Source organism: Microbacterium murale (genome assembly GCF_030815955.1).
Lineage (GTDB): Bacteria > Actinomycetota > Actinomycetes > Actinomycetales > Microbacteriaceae > Microbacterium > Microbacterium murale_A.
Map to the genome: position 1 here is coordinate 2,442,946 of NZ_JAUSXK010000001.1, position 19,113 is coordinate 2,462,058.

18 protein-coding genes and 1 tRNA gene are annotated in these 19,113 nt (G+C 65.8%); 13 read left to right on the top strand and 6 right to left on the bottom strand.

Annotation, left to right across the window (positions count from 1 at the left end; all coding sequences use genetic code 11):
• Positions 1–29 precede the first annotated feature (29 nt).
• Positions 30–1,061 carry a LacI family DNA-binding transcriptional regulator gene (locus tag QFZ46_RS11865; protein WP_307361675.1) on the bottom strand — a complete coding sequence of 344 codons (1,032 nt, stop codon included), beginning with the start codon at positions 1,059–1,061 and terminating at the stop codon, positions 30–32.
• A 146-nt stretch (positions 1,062–1,207) separates the two neighbouring features.
• Here QFZ46_RS11865 and QFZ46_RS11870 point away from each other — a divergent pair, with 146 nt between their 5' ends.
• From QFZ46_RS11870 to QFZ46_RS11920, 11 genes are all read left to right on the top strand, one after another.
• The gene (locus tag QFZ46_RS11870; RefSeq protein WP_307361676.1) at positions 1,208–2,062 is read left to right on the top strand and encodes a sugar phosphate isomerase/epimerase family protein; all 855 of its coding nucleotides are present in this window, start codon (positions 1,208–1,210) and stop codon (positions 2,060–2,062) included.
• Positions 2,059–3,222: a Gfo/Idh/MocA family protein gene (locus QFZ46_RS11875; RefSeq protein ID WP_307361677.1), complete on the top strand. Its 1,164-nt coding sequence runs from the start codon at positions 2,059–2,061 to the stop codon at positions 3,220–3,222. The genes QFZ46_RS11870 and QFZ46_RS11875 overlap by 4 nt, the downstream gene beginning before the upstream one ends.
• Positions 3,219–4,502 (top strand): mannitol dehydrogenase family protein, encoded by a 1,284-nt coding sequence (locus QFZ46_RS11880; protein WP_307361678.1) that lies wholly within the window; start codon positions 3,219–3,221, stop codon positions 4,500–4,502. Before QFZ46_RS11875 ends, QFZ46_RS11880 begins: the two co-directional genes overlap by 4 nt.
• A gap of 51 nt (positions 4,503–4,553) precedes the next feature.
• Positions 4,554–5,408 (top strand): sugar phosphate isomerase/epimerase family protein, encoded by an 855-nt coding sequence (locus QFZ46_RS11885; RefSeq protein WP_307361679.1) that lies wholly within the window; start codon positions 4,554–4,556, stop codon positions 5,406–5,408.
• A gap of 59 nt (positions 5,409–5,467) precedes the next feature.
• Entirely contained in the window at positions 5,468–6,742 is a 1,275-nt protein-coding gene (locus QFZ46_RS11890; protein WP_307361682.1) for an ABC transporter substrate-binding protein, read from the top strand.
• Positions 6,743–6,744: 2 nt separating this feature from the next.
• A complete protein-coding gene (locus tag QFZ46_RS11895) occupies positions 6,745–7,731 on the top strand; it encodes a carbohydrate ABC transporter permease (RefSeq protein WP_307361685.1) in 987 nt (328 codons plus the stop codon).
• Positions 7,728–8,642 carry a carbohydrate ABC transporter permease gene (locus QFZ46_RS11900; RefSeq protein ID WP_307361687.1) on the top strand — a complete coding sequence of 305 codons (915 nt, stop codon included), beginning with the start codon at positions 7,728–7,730 and terminating at the stop codon, positions 8,640–8,642. Before QFZ46_RS11895 ends, QFZ46_RS11900 begins: the two co-directional genes overlap by 4 nt.
• Complete coding sequence (locus QFZ46_RS11905; protein WP_307361689.1) at positions 8,639–9,406, top strand: sugar phosphate isomerase/epimerase family protein; 768 nt, start codon at positions 8,639–8,641, stop codon at positions 9,404–9,406. The genes QFZ46_RS11900 and QFZ46_RS11905 overlap by 4 nt, the downstream gene beginning before the upstream one ends.
• 25 nt (positions 9,407–9,431) lie before the next feature.
• A complete protein-coding gene (gene manD / locus QFZ46_RS11910) occupies positions 9,432–10,670 on the top strand; it encodes a D-mannonate dehydratase ManD (protein ID WP_307361692.1) in 1,239 nt (412 codons plus the stop codon).
• A 7-nt stretch (positions 10,671–10,677) separates the two neighbouring features.
• Positions 10,678–11,238: a gluconokinase gene (locus tag QFZ46_RS11915; RefSeq protein ID WP_307361696.1), complete on the top strand. Its 561-nt coding sequence runs from the start codon at positions 10,678–10,680 to the stop codon at positions 11,236–11,238.
• 36 nt (positions 11,239–11,274) lie between these two features.
• Positions 11,275–11,366 (top strand) — tRNA-Ser (locus tag QFZ46_RS11920).
• A 56-nt stretch (positions 11,367–11,422) separates the two neighbouring features.
• On the opposite strand, the gene QFZ46_RS11925 is transcribed toward QFZ46_RS11920, so the two are convergent.
• From QFZ46_RS11925 to QFZ46_RS11935, 3 genes are read right to left on the bottom strand one after another with little or no spacing between them, the layout of a single operon-like run.
• Complete coding sequence (locus QFZ46_RS11925) at positions 11,423–11,764, bottom strand: DUF202 domain-containing protein (RefSeq protein ID WP_307361698.1); 342 nt, start codon at positions 11,762–11,764, stop codon at positions 11,423–11,425.
• A 10-nt stretch (positions 11,765–11,774) separates the two neighbouring features.
• Positions 11,775–12,152 (bottom strand): YidH family protein, encoded by a 378-nt coding sequence (locus tag QFZ46_RS11930; RefSeq protein WP_307361700.1) that lies wholly within the window; start codon positions 12,150–12,152, stop codon positions 11,775–11,777.
• A complete protein-coding gene (locus QFZ46_RS11935) occupies positions 12,149–13,117 on the bottom strand; it encodes a formylglycine-generating enzyme family protein (protein WP_307361701.1) in 969 nt (322 codons plus the stop codon). Before QFZ46_RS11935 ends, QFZ46_RS11930 begins: the two co-directional genes overlap by 4 nt.
• 128 nt (positions 13,118–13,245) lie before the next feature.
• On the opposite strand from QFZ46_RS11935, the gene QFZ46_RS11940 reads away from it, so the two are divergent.
• Positions 13,246–14,283, top strand: coding sequence for a LacI family DNA-binding transcriptional regulator (locus QFZ46_RS11940; protein ID WP_307361703.1), 1,038 nt, complete (start codon positions 13,246–13,248; stop codon positions 14,281–14,283).
• 51 nt (positions 14,284–14,334) lie between these two features.
• Positions 14,335–15,840 (top strand): sulfatase family protein, encoded by a 1,506-nt coding sequence (locus tag QFZ46_RS11945; RefSeq protein WP_307361705.1) that lies wholly within the window; start codon positions 14,335–14,337, stop codon positions 15,838–15,840.
• A gap of 60 nt (positions 15,841–15,900) precedes the next feature.
• On the opposite strand, the gene QFZ46_RS11950 is transcribed toward QFZ46_RS11945, so the two are convergent.
• Both QFZ46_RS11950 and QFZ46_RS11955 read right to left on the bottom strand, forming a co-directional pair.
• Positions 15,901–17,361: a DUF1593 domain-containing protein gene (locus QFZ46_RS11950; protein ID WP_307361708.1), complete on the bottom strand. Its 1,461-nt coding sequence runs from the start codon at positions 17,359–17,361 to the stop codon at positions 15,901–15,903.
• Positions 17,361–19,112 carry a sulfatase gene (locus QFZ46_RS11955; RefSeq protein WP_307361710.1) on the bottom strand — a complete coding sequence of 584 codons (1,752 nt, stop codon included), beginning with the start codon at positions 19,110–19,112 and terminating at the stop codon, positions 17,361–17,363. Before QFZ46_RS11955 ends, QFZ46_RS11950 begins: the two co-directional genes overlap by 1 nt.
• Position 19,113: the final 1 nt, after the last annotated feature.

Below are 19,113 nucleotides of genomic sequence, written 5' to 3' on the forward strand. Positions count from 1 at the left end.
GACGGTGATGGATCAGCGACAGTGATGTTTCAGTCCGGTGCCTGGCCGCTGCTCTGGCGGGTCCGGAGGTAGGTGGGCAGCACGGTGCGCATCCGCGGGGTGCCGCGCGTCTCGAGCTGAGTGAGCAGCATGGTGACCGCGACGCGGCCGGCTTCTTCGATGGGAGCGGCAACCGTCGTGAGCGGTGGATGGCAGAACTCGGCGCCGAAGATGTCGTCGGTGCCGACGATGGAGACGTCGTCCGGCACCCTGATCCCGCGCTCGGTGAGGCGGGTGAGCATTCCGATCGCCAGCAGGTCGTTGAACACGACGCAGGCGGTGACCGAGCTCGCGGCGACCGCGTCGGCCGCCGCTCCGCCGGCCGCGGCGTTCGGTGCCCAGGGTCCGATGAAGCTCAGATCGACACCGAGATCCTCAGCGGCGGTTTGCAGCGCTTCCCAGCGTCGAGCACTCGACCACGAGTCGGTGGGCCCGCCGACGAAGGCGACTCGACGGTGACCGAGGGAGTGCAGATGGGTGAGCGCCTGGCGGACTCCGGTCGGCGTGTCGATGATCACGCTGGGAACACCGGGGATGTCGCGGTTCACTGTGACCAGCGGCTGGCGTCCTGCTGCGCTGATGAGCTGGGCATCATCCAGGCGCGACGCGGCGAGGATCACGCCGTCCGCCGCCTTCAGCATCGCGTCGAGCGTCTCTTCTTCGACGTCGTGCGACTCTTCGGTGTCGACCAGCAGCTGCGTGTATCCGGCGGCGCGGAGTTGCCGCTGAGCGCCACGGATCAGGTCGAAGTAGAACGGATTCGCGATGTCCGGCACGAGGAGTGCGACTGATCCGGTGCGGCCGGAAGTGAGTGACTGCGCGTGCGCACTCGGCACGTACGAGAGAGAGGCCGCGGCCTCCTCGATGCGCTCCCGCGTGACGACGTTCACCCTGCCCGGGTTGCTGAGCGCACGGGAAACCGTCGACGCGGCGACGCCGGCGAGGCGTGCCACATCGGTGATCGTGGCGGCTCGTTCTCGTGGACGCTCATCGCCGGGAGATGCGACTTCGGTGTCGGTCATGGTGCGGCCTGCTCTCGGGCTGTTTCGGAGCGAGCCTATCCGCATTTCGCAACTCGTGGCAATCTTCGGCAAACGGTTGTCATTTGTTTGCCACATCGCTACCGTGGTCACCACCGGAACGACCCGGTCACCAGATAAGGAATGCGATGACGCCTGCTTCCACCGACACCGTCACCTGGGAACTTTCAGGATTCGGCGACGAAGTCGACCCGGATCCGCGACTGCAGTGCGCAGTCCTGCTCGCTCTCGGTGCCAGCCACATCGAGGTCAGGTCCGCCTGGGACATCAACATCGTCGAACTCGACGATGCCCGGCTCGCCGAACTCGACGGGATCATTCGCGCTTCGGGCCTCGGTGTCTCGGCCGTCGCTTCACCGATCGGCAAGAGCGATCTCGCTCAGCCGATCGAGTTCGAGCTCGGACGTCTGGATCGTGCGATCGTGGCCGCCGGCATCCTCGGCGCGAACTACATCCGGATCTTCTCGTTCTGGCAGATCGATGGCGCGCCGGTCGAAGACATCCGCGACGAGGTGATCACTCGGATGCGCCGTCTCGCCGATCGTGCGGAGCAGGGCGGTGTCGTCCTGCTGCATGAGAACGAGAAGGACATCTACGGCGACATCCCGGAGCGAGTGCTCGACATCGTGCAATCCGTCGATTCGCCCGCCCTTCGACTGGCATGGGACAACGCGAACTTCGTGCAGGTGGGCGTCAGGCCCTTCACCGATGGCTTCGCCGCTCTCGCTCCTTACGTCGACTATCTGCAGGTGAAGGATGCGACCGTCGCCACAGGCGATGTCGTGCCGGCCGGCGAAGGCGATGGGGAACTTCTGCAGACGATCACCGCTCTTCGCGATCGCGGATTCCGCGGCTTCGCCTCCCTCGAACCCCACCTCACCAATGCCAATCCGCTGGGCGGTTTCACCGGCCCAGCGGGATACGGACGCGCGGCCCGCGCCTTCCGAACCCTCACCGATCACGCTGGAGTGACACTCGCATGACCTCTTCCGCTCTTCCCCTCACCACCGCCATCATCGGATGCGGTGTCATCGGTCGCACCCACGTCGATGCCGTCCTCCACCTCAAGGAGCAGCTCACGCTGACTGCCCTCGTCGACGTGAGCACCGATCGTGCCGAAGCGCTCGCCGCCGTCGTCGAGGAGCGCACCGGTGTCCGTCCGGCGATATTCGCCAGCGTGCACGACCTCGTGGCGGCCGATGCCCCGCAGCTGGTGGTCGTAGCCACCCCCAGCGGTCTGCATGTCGAGCAGGCCGTCGTCGCCCTGGAGGCCGGCGCGCACGTCCTCATCGAGAAGCCGCTCGACGTCGATCTCGTTCGTGCCCGTCGCCTGGCCGAGGCCGCGAAGGTCGCAGCAGCCAGGGGCCAGGTCTGCAGCATCATCAGTCAGCATCGCTTCGATCCGTCGAGCCAGATCGTTCATGCCGCGGTCGAGAACGGCTCGTTCGGCCGCGTGACGTCGGGCGTCGCGACCGTGCCGTGGTGGCGTTCGCAGGACTACTACGACTCCGGCGACTGGCGCGGCACCTGGGCGCTCGACGGTGGCGGCGCGCTGATGAACCAGGGAGTGCACACTGTCGACCTGCTGCTGTGGTTCCTCGGCCGGCCCGTCACGGTCGCCGCCGAGATCGCGCTGCTGGCGCACGAGGGCGTCGAGGTCGAAGACACCGCTGTGGCCACGGTGGCTTTCGACAGCGGCGCACTCGCCGTTCTGCACGCGACGACCGCAGGCTATCCAGGACTCACCGTTCGGTTGCAGGTCCTCGGCTCACGTGGTTCGGCGGTCATCGATGCCGACAAGCTGGAGTACATCCACATCGCGGACGAGACCGGGTCTGCCGATATGGGGCTGCAGGGCGGCGGCAACCAGGCCGATCGCTATGGCGACACCGAAACCGCGGACGGCGTCGACGCCACGCGATTCACGCTCGGACACGTCCGCCAGTACGACGATCTCCTCGCAGCGATCACCGAGGGCCGAGAGCCCCTGCTGACAGTCGACTCTGCCGTCCTCGCGCTCGCGACGGTTCGCGCCGTGTACATCTCCGCGATCCTCGGACGCAGAGTACGCATCGATGACGTGATCGCCGGCGAATACGACGAGCTCACCCTCGAGGTCCCCGTCACAGAGGTGCCGGTGTGACCGAAGCAGCCGAGCGGGCTCCGGTCCGCATCGCGCACCTGGGAGTCGGGGCGTTCCATCGTGCCCATCAGGCCTGGTACACCGAGGTCGCCAACCGTGCAGGTGGTGAGCGATGGGGGATCAGCGCGTTCACCGGACGCCGCCCCGATGCCGCTCTCGCGCTCGCAGCCCAGGACTGCCGCTACGACCTGGTCGTGCGCGGTGCTGAAGGCGACACCGTCGAGCAGATCGCAGCGATCGTCGAGGCGCATGACGGAGGGGATGCTACCGCCTGGCGAGATGCTCTGCGCACTGTCGCCGTCGTGACGGTGACGATCACCGAGCCTGCCTATCATCGGGATGACGAGCAGCGATCGGCGGATGCCGTGAGCCTGGCATCCGGAGACCTCCCCGAGTCCGCGATGGGTCGCATCGTCGACGGACTCCGGGCGCGGCACGAGGCAGGAGGCGGCCCGCTGGCGATCGTCAGCTGCGACAATCTCGACGGCAACGGTGAGCTGTTGCGGCACGAGGTGCTCGCTCTCGCCGCTCTCGTCGACCCGGACTTGACGGCGTGGATCGACGACCAGGTCTCGTTCGTGTCGTCGATGGTCGATCGCATCACCCCGGCAGCGGTCGACGCTCTCCCGATCGAGGCGACCGACGATCCCTGCGCTGTGGTCACTGAACCGGCGTCAGCCTGGGTGCTCGCAGGCGAATTTCCCGCCGGGCGACCGAACTGGGAGCTCGCGGGGGCGCAGCTCGTCGACGACGTCACGCCGTTCGAGAAGCGCAAGCTGTGGCTTCTGAACGCCGGGCACACTCTGCTGGCGAATCTCGGGATTCTGCGTGGACACACCACGGTCGCTGAGGCGATGGCCGATCCGGTGTGCCGTCATGCCCTCGAGAAGCTCTGGGATGACGCCGCCGCCGTTCTCCCGTTCGAGCAGGGGGAGATCGATCGCCAGCGGGACATCGTCACGCAGCGCTTCGAGAACGCACGTATCAGGCACGCGCTCGCGCAGATCGCAGGAGACAGCGACGTCAAGCTCCGGGTGCGAGTGATCCCGGTGATCGAGGAGCGTCTGCGTGGGGGAAAGGATGCCGGCGCCGGTGAACTCGCTGCCGTCGCCGCGTGGACGACTGCCGTGTCGGCCGGTCTCGTCGCAGGCCCCGATCTTCCCGATGAAGACACTGCAGTTGCCGGGCTCGCGCTGCTCGCTCCGTCGCTTGCTGCGGACGAATCAGTGCGCGCGCTTCTGCGCGTTGCAGCCGACGCGCTGAAAGGCGCCCCGGTGTGACGATCTGAAGAGCCGCCACTCATGACCCATTCCGAACGAAAGGTATCGACCATGGCCCGCATCGGTGTTCAGGCGATGATGCTGAAGAACTCCGTCGCCGAGATAGGCGCGTTTGAAACGTTTAGCCGCGCGGCTGACCTCGGTTACCGCGTCACGGAGCTCTCACAGATCCCGTTGACCGCGGAGACGGTGATCGAACTGCAACGAGCAAAGGACGAGCTCGGCACCGAGTACTGCTCGCTGTCGGCAGCGCTCACCGCCGGCGGAATCAATGACTCCTTGGAGGACGAGTTCGACAAGATCGTCCAGGACTGCCGCGCGCTCGACGCCGATCTGGTGCGCATCGGGATGCTGCCGATCTCCGCGCTTCGCTCTCAGGAGGCAGTGCTCGATTTCTGCGCGCGTGCGGATGCAGCCGCTATTCGCCTCGCAGACGAGGGCATCGCGCTGTACTACCACAACCACCATGTCGAGTTCGCGAAGGTGGACGGGCGCTACCTGCTCGACATCATCGCCGAGACATCGCCGCACGTTGGCATCGAACTCGACGCGCACTGGATCGCGCGCGGCGGACTGGATCCGGTCCGTGTGATCGATCAGTACGCCGGGCGCGTGCGGATGGTGCATCTGAAGGACTACCGGATCGCGCTGCCGGATGCCGCTGCCCTCGACGCGCACGAGCAGGGCGACCACGCCGCGTGGGCCGCCGCATGGAACGGCCTCGTGCAGTTCGCCGAGGTAGGCGAAGGAAACCTCGACTGGGCGAACATCGTCGAGCACAGCATCGCGGCAGGTGCCGACTACCTGCTCGTCGAGCAGGACGAACTCTACGGGCGCACCGTCTGGGAGGCATTGGAGACATCACGTCGGCATCTCGTCTCGCTGGGATATGCCGACCTGTTCTGACACACACCCGCGACATCACGTTGCACGCAAGCGCAGTACCCAAAATCAAGGAGGATCTCATGGGACAACGCAGGACATTGACCGCAATCGCCGGGTTCGCGGCCGCAGCACTCGTGCTCGCCGGCTGCTCCGGAACGCCGGAATCGGATGAGGCGGCACCGCAGGAAGAATCGGGACCGGTGACTCTCGAGTTCTGGGCATGGGGCTCGAACGTCGACAAGCGCGTCGCCGAGTGGAACGAAGCCAATCCCGATATCCAGGTCAACATCTCGGCGCCCGCCGGTGGTGTGGACATGCCGGTGAAGGTGCTCGCTGCAGTGCGCGCCGGCGAAGGGCCGGACATGGTGCAGGCCGAGTACACCCAGATGCCGACCTACGTGTCGGCCGGCGTGGTCGCGGATGTCGAGTCGATCCGCGGAGAGCTCGAGGATGCGTTCGCGGAGAACGTGCTCGATACCGTGACCTTCGACGACACGATCTTCGGCATTCCGCAGGATCTCGGGCCCGCGTTGTTCGTCTACCGGACCGATCTGTTCACCGAGCTCGGCGTTGAGCCGGCAGAGACGTGGGACGACTTCCGCGCTCTCGCCGAACAGGTTCGTGCAATGCCCGGGGACCACTACCTCGCGAACTTCAGCTCGTTGGACGCCGACCTCTTCATGGGGCTCGCCCTGCAGAACGGCGCCCAGTGGTGGGAATTCGCTGATGACGAGTGGCAGGTCAACATCGATGACGAGGCCAGCGCAGAGGTCCTGGAGTACTGGCAGGGGCTCGTCGAAGACGACCTCGTGAGCACCTACCTCACGAGCAGTCCGGAGTACATCGAAGCCGTCGCGTCGGGCAAGATCCTCGGCCAGATCGCCGGCGCATGGGCCCCAGGGCCGTTGCTGAACCAGTACCCCGACACGGTCGGACTGTGGACCGCAGCGCAGATCCCGCAGTGGGAGAGCGGCGAGCTGCGCACCTTCGCCCGCGGCGGATCGGCGAACATCGTCCTCGCCGACTCCGAGCACTACGACGCCTCGGTGAAGTTCCTCTCATGGTTGAACGCCTCGGATGAAGGCGCCGAGGGTCTCGTCGCCATCAACAAGTTCACCGGTGCCAAGCACGGTCAGGAGATCGATCGCCCAGCGCCGGATCTGATCCCCGAAGATGACACGTATTGGCCGTCGGCGGTCGAATCGGCTTCCGGACTGGTGAACGTGCAGTGGGGACCGAACACACAGGTCGCATTCACGGCTCTGAGCGATGCGCTGGGAGCAGCCATCGAGGCGGGCGAATGGGCGAAGGTGCTGCCCACCGTGCAGAGCACCGTCGAGGATGACCTGGGCTGATCATGAGCGCACTCCTTCAGGAGAGCGAACGCGCGGGCGGGGAGGCGACGAGAACCGTCGTCCTCCCGCCCAAGCGGGCGCGAAAGCCGCATCTGCAGCGGCACACTCTCTTCGCCTACGGCTTGATGGCGCCGGCACTCGTGATGTTCGTCGTCGTCTTCATCATTCCGATCATCTACTCCGGCTGGCTCAGCATGCGGGGGAGAGGTGAATCGAGCGGCGGTGCCTTCGGGCCGCGTGAGGAGACATTCGTCGGTCTGGCGAACTACGTCTCGGTCTTCGAGGACGACACCTTCTGGGTGAGCCTCGGGAACCTCGGCATCTACTCGGCGATCATGGTTCCGCTGCTCATGGGAACCTCGATCCTGTTCGCGCTGCTGTTGGATCTGCCGCGGGCGAAGGCGAAGTCGTTCAGCCGTACGGCGATCTTCCTGCCGTACGGCGTGCCGAGCGTCATCGCCGCACTCATGTGGGGCTTCCTCTACGTGCCGGACATCAGCCCGGTGTATCAGCTGGCGAGCGGGCTCGGTGTGGAGCTGCCCAACCTGCTGAGCGGCGACTGGGTGTACGTCGGCATCATCAACGTCGTGCTCTGGGGTGGGATCGGATTCAACACCGTGATCATCTATACGGCGCTGCAGTCACTTGACCGCTCTCAGATCGACGCCGCCCGCATCGACGGATGCGGTGAGGGGCGGATCGCCTGGTACATCAAGCTGCCGCACGTGGTGCCGGCGACCATCGTCACCGGGCTCTTCTCCGTGATCGGTGCGCTGCAGATCTACAGCGAACCGGCGATGCTCTCCACGCTCACGAATGCCATCGACTCGACGTTCTTCCCGTTGATGCGCGTCTACCGTGATGCGTTCGCGCATGACGATCTCAACTCCGCGGCCGCGGCATCCATCGTCCTCGCCATCGGGACGGTCCTGCTGTCTCTGCTGGTGCTGGGTGGCCGACAGCTCGTGACCAGGAAGGTGACGCGATGACCGCGGTCGAGACGCGCCAGAAGCGCGCGAAGAAAGAGAATCAGCCACCCGCTTACGACCGGCCCGCTGGAGCCCGTCGAGGAATATCGATCACGGCCATCCTGCCGACGACGGTATTGCTCCTCGCGGCGGTGTACTTCCTGCTGCCGGTCGTGTGGGTGTTCTTCTCGGCGACGAAGTCGTCTGCAGAGCTGTTCACGACGCCGTCCTTCACGTTCGGCACTGCGCTGTGGGACAACATCGTCGAGCTGTTCGCCTACGAGAACGGCAGCTTCGCCAAGTGGCTGGGCAACAGCTTCCTGTACAGCATCGTCGGCGCACTCGCTTCGACGCTGTTCTCCGCGGGGGCCGGATACGCGCTTGCGATGTACGAATTCCGAGGCAAGCGGGCGATCATGGTCGGTCTGCTCGGTGGCGTGCTGCTTCCGACGATCACCCTGGCGATCCCGCAGTATCTGCTGTTCGCGCAGATCGGATTGGCGAACACCTATTGGGCGGTGCTCATCCCGACGATGATCACACCGTTCGGGATCTACCTCGCCTACGTGTTCGCGCGGGCATCGGTGCCCGTCGAGTTGTTGGAAGCGGCACGCGTCGACGGATCGAGCGAATGGCGCACATTCCGGTCGGTCGGCCTGCCGCTGCTGTTCCCCGGACTCGTGACGATCTTCCTGCTGCAGTTCATCGGCGCCTGGAACAACTTCCTGCTGCCGTACATCATGCTCACGAAGACGGATCTCTTCCCGATCACCGTCGCGATGTACATGATGCTCAACCGAGGCGGCAGCGAGCCGATCCTCTACACCCTGGCCATCGCGGGTGCTGCGATCGCCATCATCCCGGTCGTCGCGTTCGTGCTGGTGCTCCAGCGCTACTGGCGTCTCGACCTCGTCTCAGGAAGCCTCAAATGACCACTGTCGGAATCATCGCCCCTCGAGCAGTCGCCCAGATCGCCCAAGGGCACGGCGTCGACTATGTCGAACCGACCATCGTGGGCAACGTCGTGCTGATCGGAGAGGATGGCGTACTGCGCCTGAATCCCGAATTCGAGGGGGAGCGGTACCCATCGTTCGCGATCCTGCTGCCGGGGGATGTCAGGGTGTCTGACCCGACGTTCGACTTCGAGCGCGTGCGGGACTACTTCACGCAGGTGTTCGCTGTGCTTGCCGGCGTGGCGGAGCCCGGTGCGAAGATCGTGTTCGGTTCTGGCGGTGCGAGGCGCATTCCCGAAGGCGTGGACCGGGATGCCGCGGAGCGGCGGTTCGCCGAGTCGCTCGTGGAGGCGCGGGATGCCGCAGCCGTGCACGGGTTTCGGGTGATGCTCGAGCCGTTGCATCAGGGGGAGACGAACCTGATCCACACGCTCGGGGAGGCAGCCGCCTTCCTCGATGCGCACGGGATCGAGGAAGTGCCTCTCGTGGCGGACCTGTTCCACATCGAGGTCGAAGGCGAATCGCTGTCGACCGTCACCGAGCACATCGATCGGATCGGTCACGCGCACATCGCGGATGCCGGACGACTGTGGTTGGGCTCTGGTGACGGATCGTGGCGGGAGTTCGTCGCGACGCTTCGCGCGGCGGGGTTCACGGGGCCGGTGTCGCTGGAATGCAACTGGGGCGACGACGTCCAGGCCGAGGTTGCGGCATCCATCGCTGCGCTGCGCGAGCTTCCCTGAGCTCCGGATCCTTGAGGAGAATCCCATGATCATCGACAAGGCAGAGGTCATTGTCACCAGTCCGGATCGCAATTTCGTCACTCTGAAGCTGACCACGAATGAGGGGCATACCGGTCTCGGCGATGCCACGCTGAACGGGCGCGAGCTGGCTGTCGTCGCATATCTGCAGGATCACGTGGTGCCGTTGCTGATCGGTCGCGACGCGCACCGCGTCGAGGACACCTGGCAGTTCCTGTACCGCTCTGCGTATTGGCGGCGGGGTCCAGTCACGATGGCCGCGATCGCTGCGGTGGACATGGCGCTGTGGGACATCAAGGCGAAGGCGGCCGGAATGCCGCTGTACCAGTTGCTCGGTGGTGCGAGCCGTACGGGGTTGTTGGCGTATGGGCATGCGTCGGGCAAGGAGTTGCCGGAGTTGTTCGACAGTGTGCGTGCGCACCTCGACCAGGGGTACCGGGCGATCCGGATCCAGACGGGTGTGCCTGGCCTGAAGGCGATCTATGGCATCGCGTCGCAGGCCGCGGACACGGCAGATGGCAGCATCCGGTACGATCATGAGCCGGCGCGGCGCGGTGCGTTCCCGACGGAGGAGGACTGGGACACCCGCTCGTACATGCGGCACCTGCCGGGTGTGTTCGAGGCGGTGCGTAATGAGTTCGGGCCTGAACTGCCGTTGTTGCATGACGGGCATCATCGGATGACGCCGATCCAGGCGGCGCGCCTGGGCAAGGACCTCGAGCCGTATGACCTGTTCTGGCTCGAGGACTGCACGCCGGCGGAGAATCAGGAGGCGTTGCGGCTGGTGCGTCAGCACACGACGACGCCGTTGGCGATCGGTGAGATCTTCAATACGGTGTGGGACTTCAAAGATCTGATCCGGGATCAGCTCATCGACTATGTCCGTGGTGCGGTGACGCATATGGGCGGGATCACGGCGTTGAAGAAGACGATCGACTATGCGGCGCAGTATCAGATCAAGTCCGGCTTCCACGGTCCGACGGATATCTCCCCGGTGGGCATGGCCGCGCAGATGCACCTCGGGCTCAGCATCCACAACTTCGGCATCCAGGAGTACATGCAGCACGGATCGAAGACCGATCAGGTGTTCGAGCAGTCCTTCACCTGGCGGGACGGACTGCTGCACCCGGGCGCCAACCCTGGTCTCGGTGTCGAGCTGAACATCGACGAAGCGGGCAAGTACCCGTACGAGCAGGCGTACCTGCCGTACAATCGCCTCGCCGACGGTACTGTCCACGACTGGTGAGACGTCCATGATCGGGGACCCGCCCCTCGTCGTGATGGGCGTCTCGGCATCGGGCAAATCGACGCTGGCTGCAGCGCTCGCCGAAGCGCGTGGCGCGATGTTCGTGGACGCCGATGATCTGCATCCCGAGGCGAACGTCCGGAAGATGTCAGCCGGCACGCCGCTCGACGACGCGGATCGGATGCCGTGGCTCGACATCGTCGGTGCGCGCCTCGCCGCGGACGAGAGCGGGCGCAGTGTCATCGTCGCCTGTTCTGCGTTGAAGCGCGCCTACCGTGATCGGCTTCGCGCCGCGGCGCCGGGAGTCCTGTTCCTGCAGCTTGACGGTGACAGAGAGACGCTGATGCGACGCGCAGGACAGCGGCGCGACCACTTCATGCCGCCCGCTCTGCTGGATTCGCAGCTGGCGACTCTGGAATCGTTGGAATCGGATGAGGGCGGCATGCTCGTGGACATCGACCTCTCCGTCGCCGAGGCTGTCGGACAGGTCGAGGCATGGCTGGATGGGGGAGACGTTCCTGAAGCCAAGCCACTGCCGGTTCGATCCTCGCCGCTCGACCCGTTATGATTACAGAGCGCATCCGCGCTTTCGAGCCGGATGCCTGGAGACGTCGCATAGTCCGGCCTAGTGCACCACCCTGCTAAGGTGGAGACCTCGCAAGGGGTCCAGGGGTTCAAATCCCCTCGTCTCCGCCAAGAAGTACCTGTTCAACAGTCAGCCCGAAGCCGCTGCGATCCCGGCGCGAAGCGTCTCAGGATGCCGCCATGCAGATGACGATGGCGACACTCGTCCCGCCGATCACGACCGTGAACACGGTGAGTGCGAAGGGGAGGCGCGAGTCGGGCATCGGAGCTCTGTGGCCGTCCCGCTCGAGTGCGCGGGTAGTGCTCCGGTAGCGTCGGCGCGCGGCGGCCCACAGGCCGGCGGATGCGATGATGCCGGCAACGCCACCGAGAGCCCACCATCCGCTCCCGAACGCCTCTGGCAGGATCCGCATCGCGACCAGCGAGCCGACACTGAGGGCGAGGCAAGTGCGGCGCCACCCGAGTTCGGTGCGCTCAGGCTGCAGGCCGGGGTCGAACAGCGACGTCATCGTGGTCTCGTCAGCGCAGCAGGATCGCGAGGACGACGAACACGCCGGCGACCGTGACCGCGGTGCCGAGTATCGCGCCGAGCAGCGAACCCGGCAGGGGCTGTGCGCGGCGTAGGGCTCGTTCGGTGCGCGCCCACTCGACCCAGGCGAGCGAGGGGACGAGAATGCCGGCTATGGCGAGCACGAGGGACGCTGCCAGACGCAGCTCGGGTTGCAGGTCGAGACCGAGTACCTCGAGGGCGACACCGCCCGCGATGAGCGCGAGCGAGGTTCGGATCCACGCGAGGAAGGTCCGCTCGTTCGCCAGGGTGAAACGGGCATCCGGCTCACCGCCGTGCCTGTACACGACCGGCGGGAAGCGGCGGCCGTTGCCTCCGGGCGTGCTCACAGTGCGACTGTCCGGAAACCGCTGTTGCTCATCGACGAGTCCGGAGTGTTCTGCGAACGCGCCGAATTGCGGTACCTGTTGCAGTACGAGATGTGGCAGAGGTAGCTCCCGCCGCGCAGCACCCGAGCCTGGCCTCGATCCGGCCCCGTTGGAGAGGCTGCGGGCGAACGGCCGTAATAGTTCGGATCGAACCAGTCCTGGCACCACTCCCATACGTTGCCCACCGACTGCCACAGGCCGTATCCGTTCGGCTCGAAGGTCCGCACAGGAGCCGTGCTCAGGAACCCGTCCTCCACCGTGTTCACCCGCGGGAACTCGCCCTGCCAGATGTTCGCGCGCCAGCCTCCGGCGTCCACCTCGTCATCCCCCCACGGATACTTCGCGCCCTCGATGCCGCCGCGGGCCGCGTACTCCCACTCGGCCTCGCTGGGCAGACGCCTCCCCACCCATCCGGCGTATGCGACCGCGTCGTTCCAGCTCACGTGCACCACGGGATGGTCTCCTCGCCCATCGATCGAGGAGTCGCCCCCGCCCGGGTGGCGCCAGTCCGCCCCGCGCACCCCGAGCCACCACGGTGTGCCGGACGGCACCCCGACGATGTCCTCCTCGGGCGCCGTCAGCGCGAGATGGAACACCGCGGAGTAGCCGAACGCCTCCGCCTCGGTGGTGTAACCCGTGGCATCGACGAATCGGGCGAATGCATCGTTGGTGACGGCGGTCGTGTCGATCGAGAACCCCGGAAGCGTCACAGGATGCCGCGGCACCTCCCCGTCCACCGGGTTGAGGTCTCCGGAGGAATCCCCCATCGTGAACGTGCCGGCGGGGATCACAGCCTGCTCCAGGTCATGCCGGCCCGCGGTCGATGCGCGCAGGGTCTCGCGTGACGGCATCCCGAGCGCGACGAACTGATCGCGTCCTGGTGCCCCGCATGTGCAACCGGGACCGCACTCCGCATCGGATGTCATGACACTCCTCCACTCCAGTTCGGTGGTCGCCCGCCAGCCTATCCCGAGTCCGCGGTCCCGATGCCAATGGCCTAGATCGATCCGCCGACTGCTTGACTCAATCGATTGAACACCCTAATCTCAGCATCATGGGTCGACCCACGCTGAGAGACGTCGCCGCGCGAGCCGGGGTGTCGGCATCGGCCGTCTCGTACGCGCTCAACGACGCCAGCACCGTTCGCCTCGCGGAGGCGACCAAGCAACGCGTGCGTCAGGCGGCCCGTGAACTCGGGTATGTCCCGAACGGAGTGGCGCGGTCGCTGCAGGCGCGCGCGAGCCGGACGTTCGGTGTGATCCTCGGCAAGGCGTTGACGCTCGCGCGCTACGCCTCGATCGTGGACGGGCTGGCGCGTGGCCTGAGGACCGAGGGCTTCCGGATCTCGCTGCTCGAGGAAGCGGACGCGCTCCGCGGTGTCGACGATGTGCGCGCCGGCACGCTGGACGGGCTCATCTTCATCGGTCACGACGACCAGGGAGTGCCGAGTGCGCTGCGTGACGCGATCGCGGAGTTCCACATCGCATTCGTCGCCGTCGATTGCGGCTCCGGAGCTGAGCAGGAGCGCTACCCGACTGTCGATTTCGACTACGGCGAGGGGGTGCGCCAGAGTCTCGCCTTTCTGGCGGGTGTCGAGAGACTCGTCTACATCCGACCCGGTATCGATTCGTACGCCGAGGAGGCGCGTGCGCGGGCGATCGAGGAAGCGGCGGGAGCTTCTGCGCTCGAGGTGCACACGCTCACGACGGATGTCACCCTCGAGACGATCGCACGATTCGACGCCGGTGACGCGGACAGATCGCACCATCACACCCTCATCCGGCAGCTCGGCGAAATTCTTGCGAGTTGGGCCGGTGTGCCGGCTCGAAGCGCCGTCCTGTGCGCGTGGGGCGCCGATGCGGAGGCGGCGTACCGGACCGCGTCGATGCACGCACCGGGCACCCAGGTCGTCGCGCTCGCGGCAGGCGCGCTCTCACCCGGACTCTGGCCGGGGCTCGTCTACTCGCGCCTCCCGCTCGAAGAAGGCGGGAGGTCGGCTGCACGACTCATCGTGGCCGTGGCCCGCGGAGAAGACGGCGCGGACGCACGCGCACACCTCATGCTCGCCCCTTCCCTGCAGCACGAGCGCTGACGAGCATCCCGACACCCCACCACGACGATCGACGAACGAGAGCTCCGCACGATGTCCCGACCCAACATCATCTTCATCATGTCCGACGACCACGCGGCACAGGCCATCTCGGCCTATGGCAGTCGTGTCAATGTGACGCCTCACCTCGACCGCATTGCAGACGAGGGCATGCGGCTCGACGCGGTCTATTGCACCAACTCCATCTGCAGTCCATCCCGGGCGTCGATCTTGACGGGGACGTACAGTCACGTCAACGGAGTTTCATCGATCTGGACCGAGATGGACTATCGGGTTCCCACGTTCACCGAGGTGCTCGGGCGTGCCGGATACAGGACCGCAATGTTCGGCAAGTGGCACCTGGGTGAGCATGGCACGTCACTGCCGCGCGGTTTCGACGCGTGGAAGATCTTTCCCGGCCAGGGCGAGTACGTCGATCCGCCCATGATCGACGAGAGCGGCACGGAGATCATGCCGGGCTACGCCACAGACGTCATCACCGACCTCTCGATGGACTGGATCGACAGCGTCGACGGCGAGCCGTTCTGTCTGATGGTCCATCACAAGGCTCCGCACCGTCCGTGGGTTCCCGACGAGAAGCACAGCCACCTCTACGCCGATGGAGAGATTCCGGAACCGGCGACGTTCTTCGACGACAACGCGTCCCGCAGCAAGGCGGTTCGAGGCGTGCACATGACCATCGCCGACGACATGGGCGCCGACGATCTGAAGACCGAGATTCCAGAGCACCTGCGGGGCGACGAGAACCGGGCGGCGCGGATGAGCTGGAAGTATCAGATCTACATGCGGGACTACCTGCAGTGCATCCAATCGATCGATGACAACGTGGGTCGTCTGCTCGACCATCTGGACGAACGTGGCCTGACCGAGAACACTCTCGTCGTCTACACCTCGGATCAGGGCTTCTTCCTCGGAGACCATGGCTGGTTCGACAAACGGCTGATGTTCGATCAGTCCCTGCAGATGCCCATGCTGGTGCGCTGGCCGGCCGAGATCGAGCCCGGCAGCCGCAGCGAGGCGATCATCACCAACGTCGACTTCGCCGCGACCTTCCTGGACATCTGCGGCATCGATGCGGCCGACGAGCTGCCGACGTCGCAGGGGCGTAGTTTTCGACCGATCCTGCGCGGCGAGACCATCGAGGACTGGGCGGATGCCGCTTACTATCGCTACTGGGAGCACGACGACCCCATCCACAGTGCGCCGGCGCACTACGGCATCCGCACTGCCGATCACAAGCTGATCTACTACTACGGTGCGGGTCTCGGAGTGCCGGGGGCATCCGGTGCCGTCTTCGACCCGGAGTGGGAGCTCTACGACCTGCGGGCCGACCCTGAGGAGTGCCGGAACGTGGCCGACGACCCCGCGTACGCCGAGGTGCGCTCCGCGCTCGAGGCGAAGCTCGCCGAATATCAGAAGAGGTACGCTGACGAGCCGTACGCGGGTCCCGAGACGCCTCGACCTGCATGGGGCCCTCATGACGCCGCCGCCGTCGAGCGCGTCGGCGCCCTGTTCGCACGCATCCGCGCGGAGCGGTGAGGCTCGACGTCGCGAGGAAGGCGCTGCTGTCCAAGCATCCTTTCGCGCGACGATGCGCACCTAGGCGATCGTGATGACGACGCGAGCGTAACGGGCCAGCGATGGCTGGTCGTCGGCGCGGATATCGCGTGCCTCGAGGATGAGATGCACTTCGCGTCCTGGCTCGAGCGCGGCCGCGAGGGTGAACTCCGTGCTCGCCGAACCGGTGTGGCTGAAGGCGCCGGACGCAGCGCCGTCAGCCGCGTTCGTGTCCTCGCGCCACAGAAGTCGGGTCTCGTCTCCGTCCGGGTCCGACACGTCGGCCTCCACGGCCACGGATGCGCCGGGGCGGGCACTGAGCGTTGCAGGAGTGACCAGGCGGATGTCGGGAGCATGGTTCGCCGCCGCGAATTCCGGTGTCGTCGACCACCGCAGGCGCGCGGCGAAGTCCCGCTGGGCGTCCGGGAACCATCGGGCCGCGGCGTACGAAGTGGATGGTTCGTCCGACTCGTCCCGGTCGGTCGCGAGGCTCGCGAGGAACTCATTGGCTCGGCGTCTGTTGCGCTTCTGACGGCCGCCCCAGCCGCCCCAGTGAGGCGCCTCGAAAGCGCGCAGGCCATTGCCGATCAGATTCAGGAAGTTGGTCGTGTCGCCCTCGGAGACCCACGAACCGGGCTCTTCGACAGGAGTGAAGACGTGGTATCCGTCGGCGCGGAGCTCCGCCTCGCTCCTGCGTGTTCCGAAGTAGTCGTTGTGATCGCCGGGCATCGTGCGGTCGTCGCCCCAGACGCGGTAGTGACCACCCAGCGGACCGGCGCAGATGATGTTCGCCTCGTGCCAGGACGACGACAGGAAGTGCGCACCTTCCGCGGTCGCCACAGTTCGTGCCGCATACCCCCACATCCGTGTCGCCACCTCGCGGACTTCGACCTCAGGCCAGCTCGGCGCGATGTACTCCTCGTACGTGTCATCCTGTGATGCGAACTTGGTCACGATGACCCGCCGGCTGAGCCGTTCTCGCACTGCGGGCCAGTCGGGCGACGATCCGAACCGCTCTTCCAGAGTCCTCAGCGCTCTCGCCAGGGTGGCCGGCCCGGCCCACAACTGCACGAACAGGGGGCGTGGGTCGTCGTCGAGGATCTTCTCGACGATCAGGTCCGCGCCGGCCGACGGTGTTCGATCATCGCCCTCGAAGGTGACGTTGCCGGTGCGTATCAGCGAACGCAGATGACCTGCGGTCGGGTAGCGCGCGTCGTGGACTCGCAGGTTGTCGTCGATCTCGGCATAACGATCGATGACTTCATGGATGAAGATGTCGTCTGCACCCCAGCGCCACGACGTCTGCGGTTCGGTGTACTCGCGGTCAGGGTGGAAGAAGCGCGTGCCGCGACCGTCACCCCGCCAATGGAACTGAGATCCTGCGTAGACCAATCCTTGAATCTCGATCTCGTTCGCGTAGAGAAGCAGGCGCACGAGCGAGTTCGCGTCGTCGATCTCGGGATCGGTCGTGACGATCGTGCGAGGGAGCCCGAAGGCCGCCATCAGCTGCCGGCCCGCGCGACGGCGAGGTCCGCGTCCAGCGCTTTCAACGCGTCCGCCGGCACCCCGGCCCTCGTCGCGATCGAGATGAGGCTCGAGTCGGGAGCGAGGCCGAGGATCTCGGTATGGGCGATGTCGGGTGCATGTCGCTCCACGACCGACCGGAACCGCGGCTCGAGCAGCAGATCATCGAGGGGAAGCTCGAGCAGATCCAGCGCTGTCAGCTCGTGCTCATGGGGCAGCGGTACGAGATTGCGTTCCGCACGGTCTCGGTGCGCTCGCGCACGCAGGTGCGCTGCATCGACAGGGCCTTCAGCGGGTAGTCCGAGCCGCACGTACTGACTATCCGGAGCGTCGCCACGTCGCATGAGATCGACCAGCAGCTCGGTCATCCGCAACTCGACCTCGTCGTCGACGATGGGGTGCAGCTGGCGGGGGTCGGAATCCAGATCGAAGAGCAACGTGCCATGCTGCCACGAGTTGAACCATACGGCGGAGGTCTCGGTGCGCATCGTCCGAAGACCCTTCGTGAAGGTGAACGGCTCCGCCGGGACCCAATCGCCGAGTTCGGCGACCGAGAAGCGTGCTCTCATATGGGTGGGCATGAGTGTGAATTCCTCGAGCGGCGAGTTGCTCACGTCATCCGCCGCCCGCATGTACACGTATCGTCCGTCCGTCACGTTCACATGCCCCCCGTAGACGCCGAACAGCGCGCCGTCATGTCCATCCGAGTGCGCGGTGAGCGGCTGACCGATCATGTCGGGAGTGGCCTCGATGCCGAAGAATTCGAGGATGGTGAGCGGGATGTCGACTGTCTGCGCCAGGCGTTCGTCGCGGATGCCGCGGGCGCCGGTGCGGGGATCCCACAGGAACATCGGCACATGTACGAGCTCATTGAACCAAGGAGTGATGCCCTTGGCCCACCATCCGTGCTCACCGAGCAGGAACCCGTGATCCGTGTTCACGATCAGCATGGTGTCGTCCCAGAGCCCGTACTCATCCATGGCATCGAGAACGCGGCCGAGGGAGTGATCGCACATGTCGAGCAGAGCGAGGTACTCGTCGCGCACGCGGTCCACCTCGTCCTCGCTTTCGAGGACACGGCGATATGCGGGCCAGTCGTTCGTCGCCTCATCCTGGAGTCCGCGACCTCCGCGGAAGCGTTCCGGAGCGAAGAAGGGCTCGTGCGGATCGAACAGCTCGATCTGCAGCATCCAGTCATCGGCGCCCGCGTTGGTCGTGATGAAGTCGATGCCGGCATCGACAGTGCGGGTCTGCGAGTGCTTCTGCTCGGTCTGCATGTACCTGCGGTTCACGGCATCCTGGGCACGCATGCGCACGACGGGGGAGGTACGGGTGTCGGTTGCGCCGACGATGCCCTTCCAGGGATCGCCTTCCTGTCCACGCGCGAACTCCCACGTCGTATAACGCGTGTGATAGGTCGCGCCGCCGTCCTCCCAGTAGTGCGTGTGATCCGATGCGAGATGCGTATGGATTCCGTTCTCTGACAGCAGGGAGGGGACGGAATCGTCGAACGGCTCGAGTGGCCCCCAGCTGCGGTGCAGGAAGTTCTGGCGCCCCGTGTGCAGTTCGCGGCGAGCGGGCATGCACGGCATCGACCCGGCATAGAACTTGTCGAAGGTGACGGTGCGCGCAGCGAGTCGCGCAAAATTCGGCAGGTGAGGGGTGGCATCCACATACGGAGCCACCATGTGGCGGTTGAGGCTGTCGAACATCAGATTGATCGCGCGCATG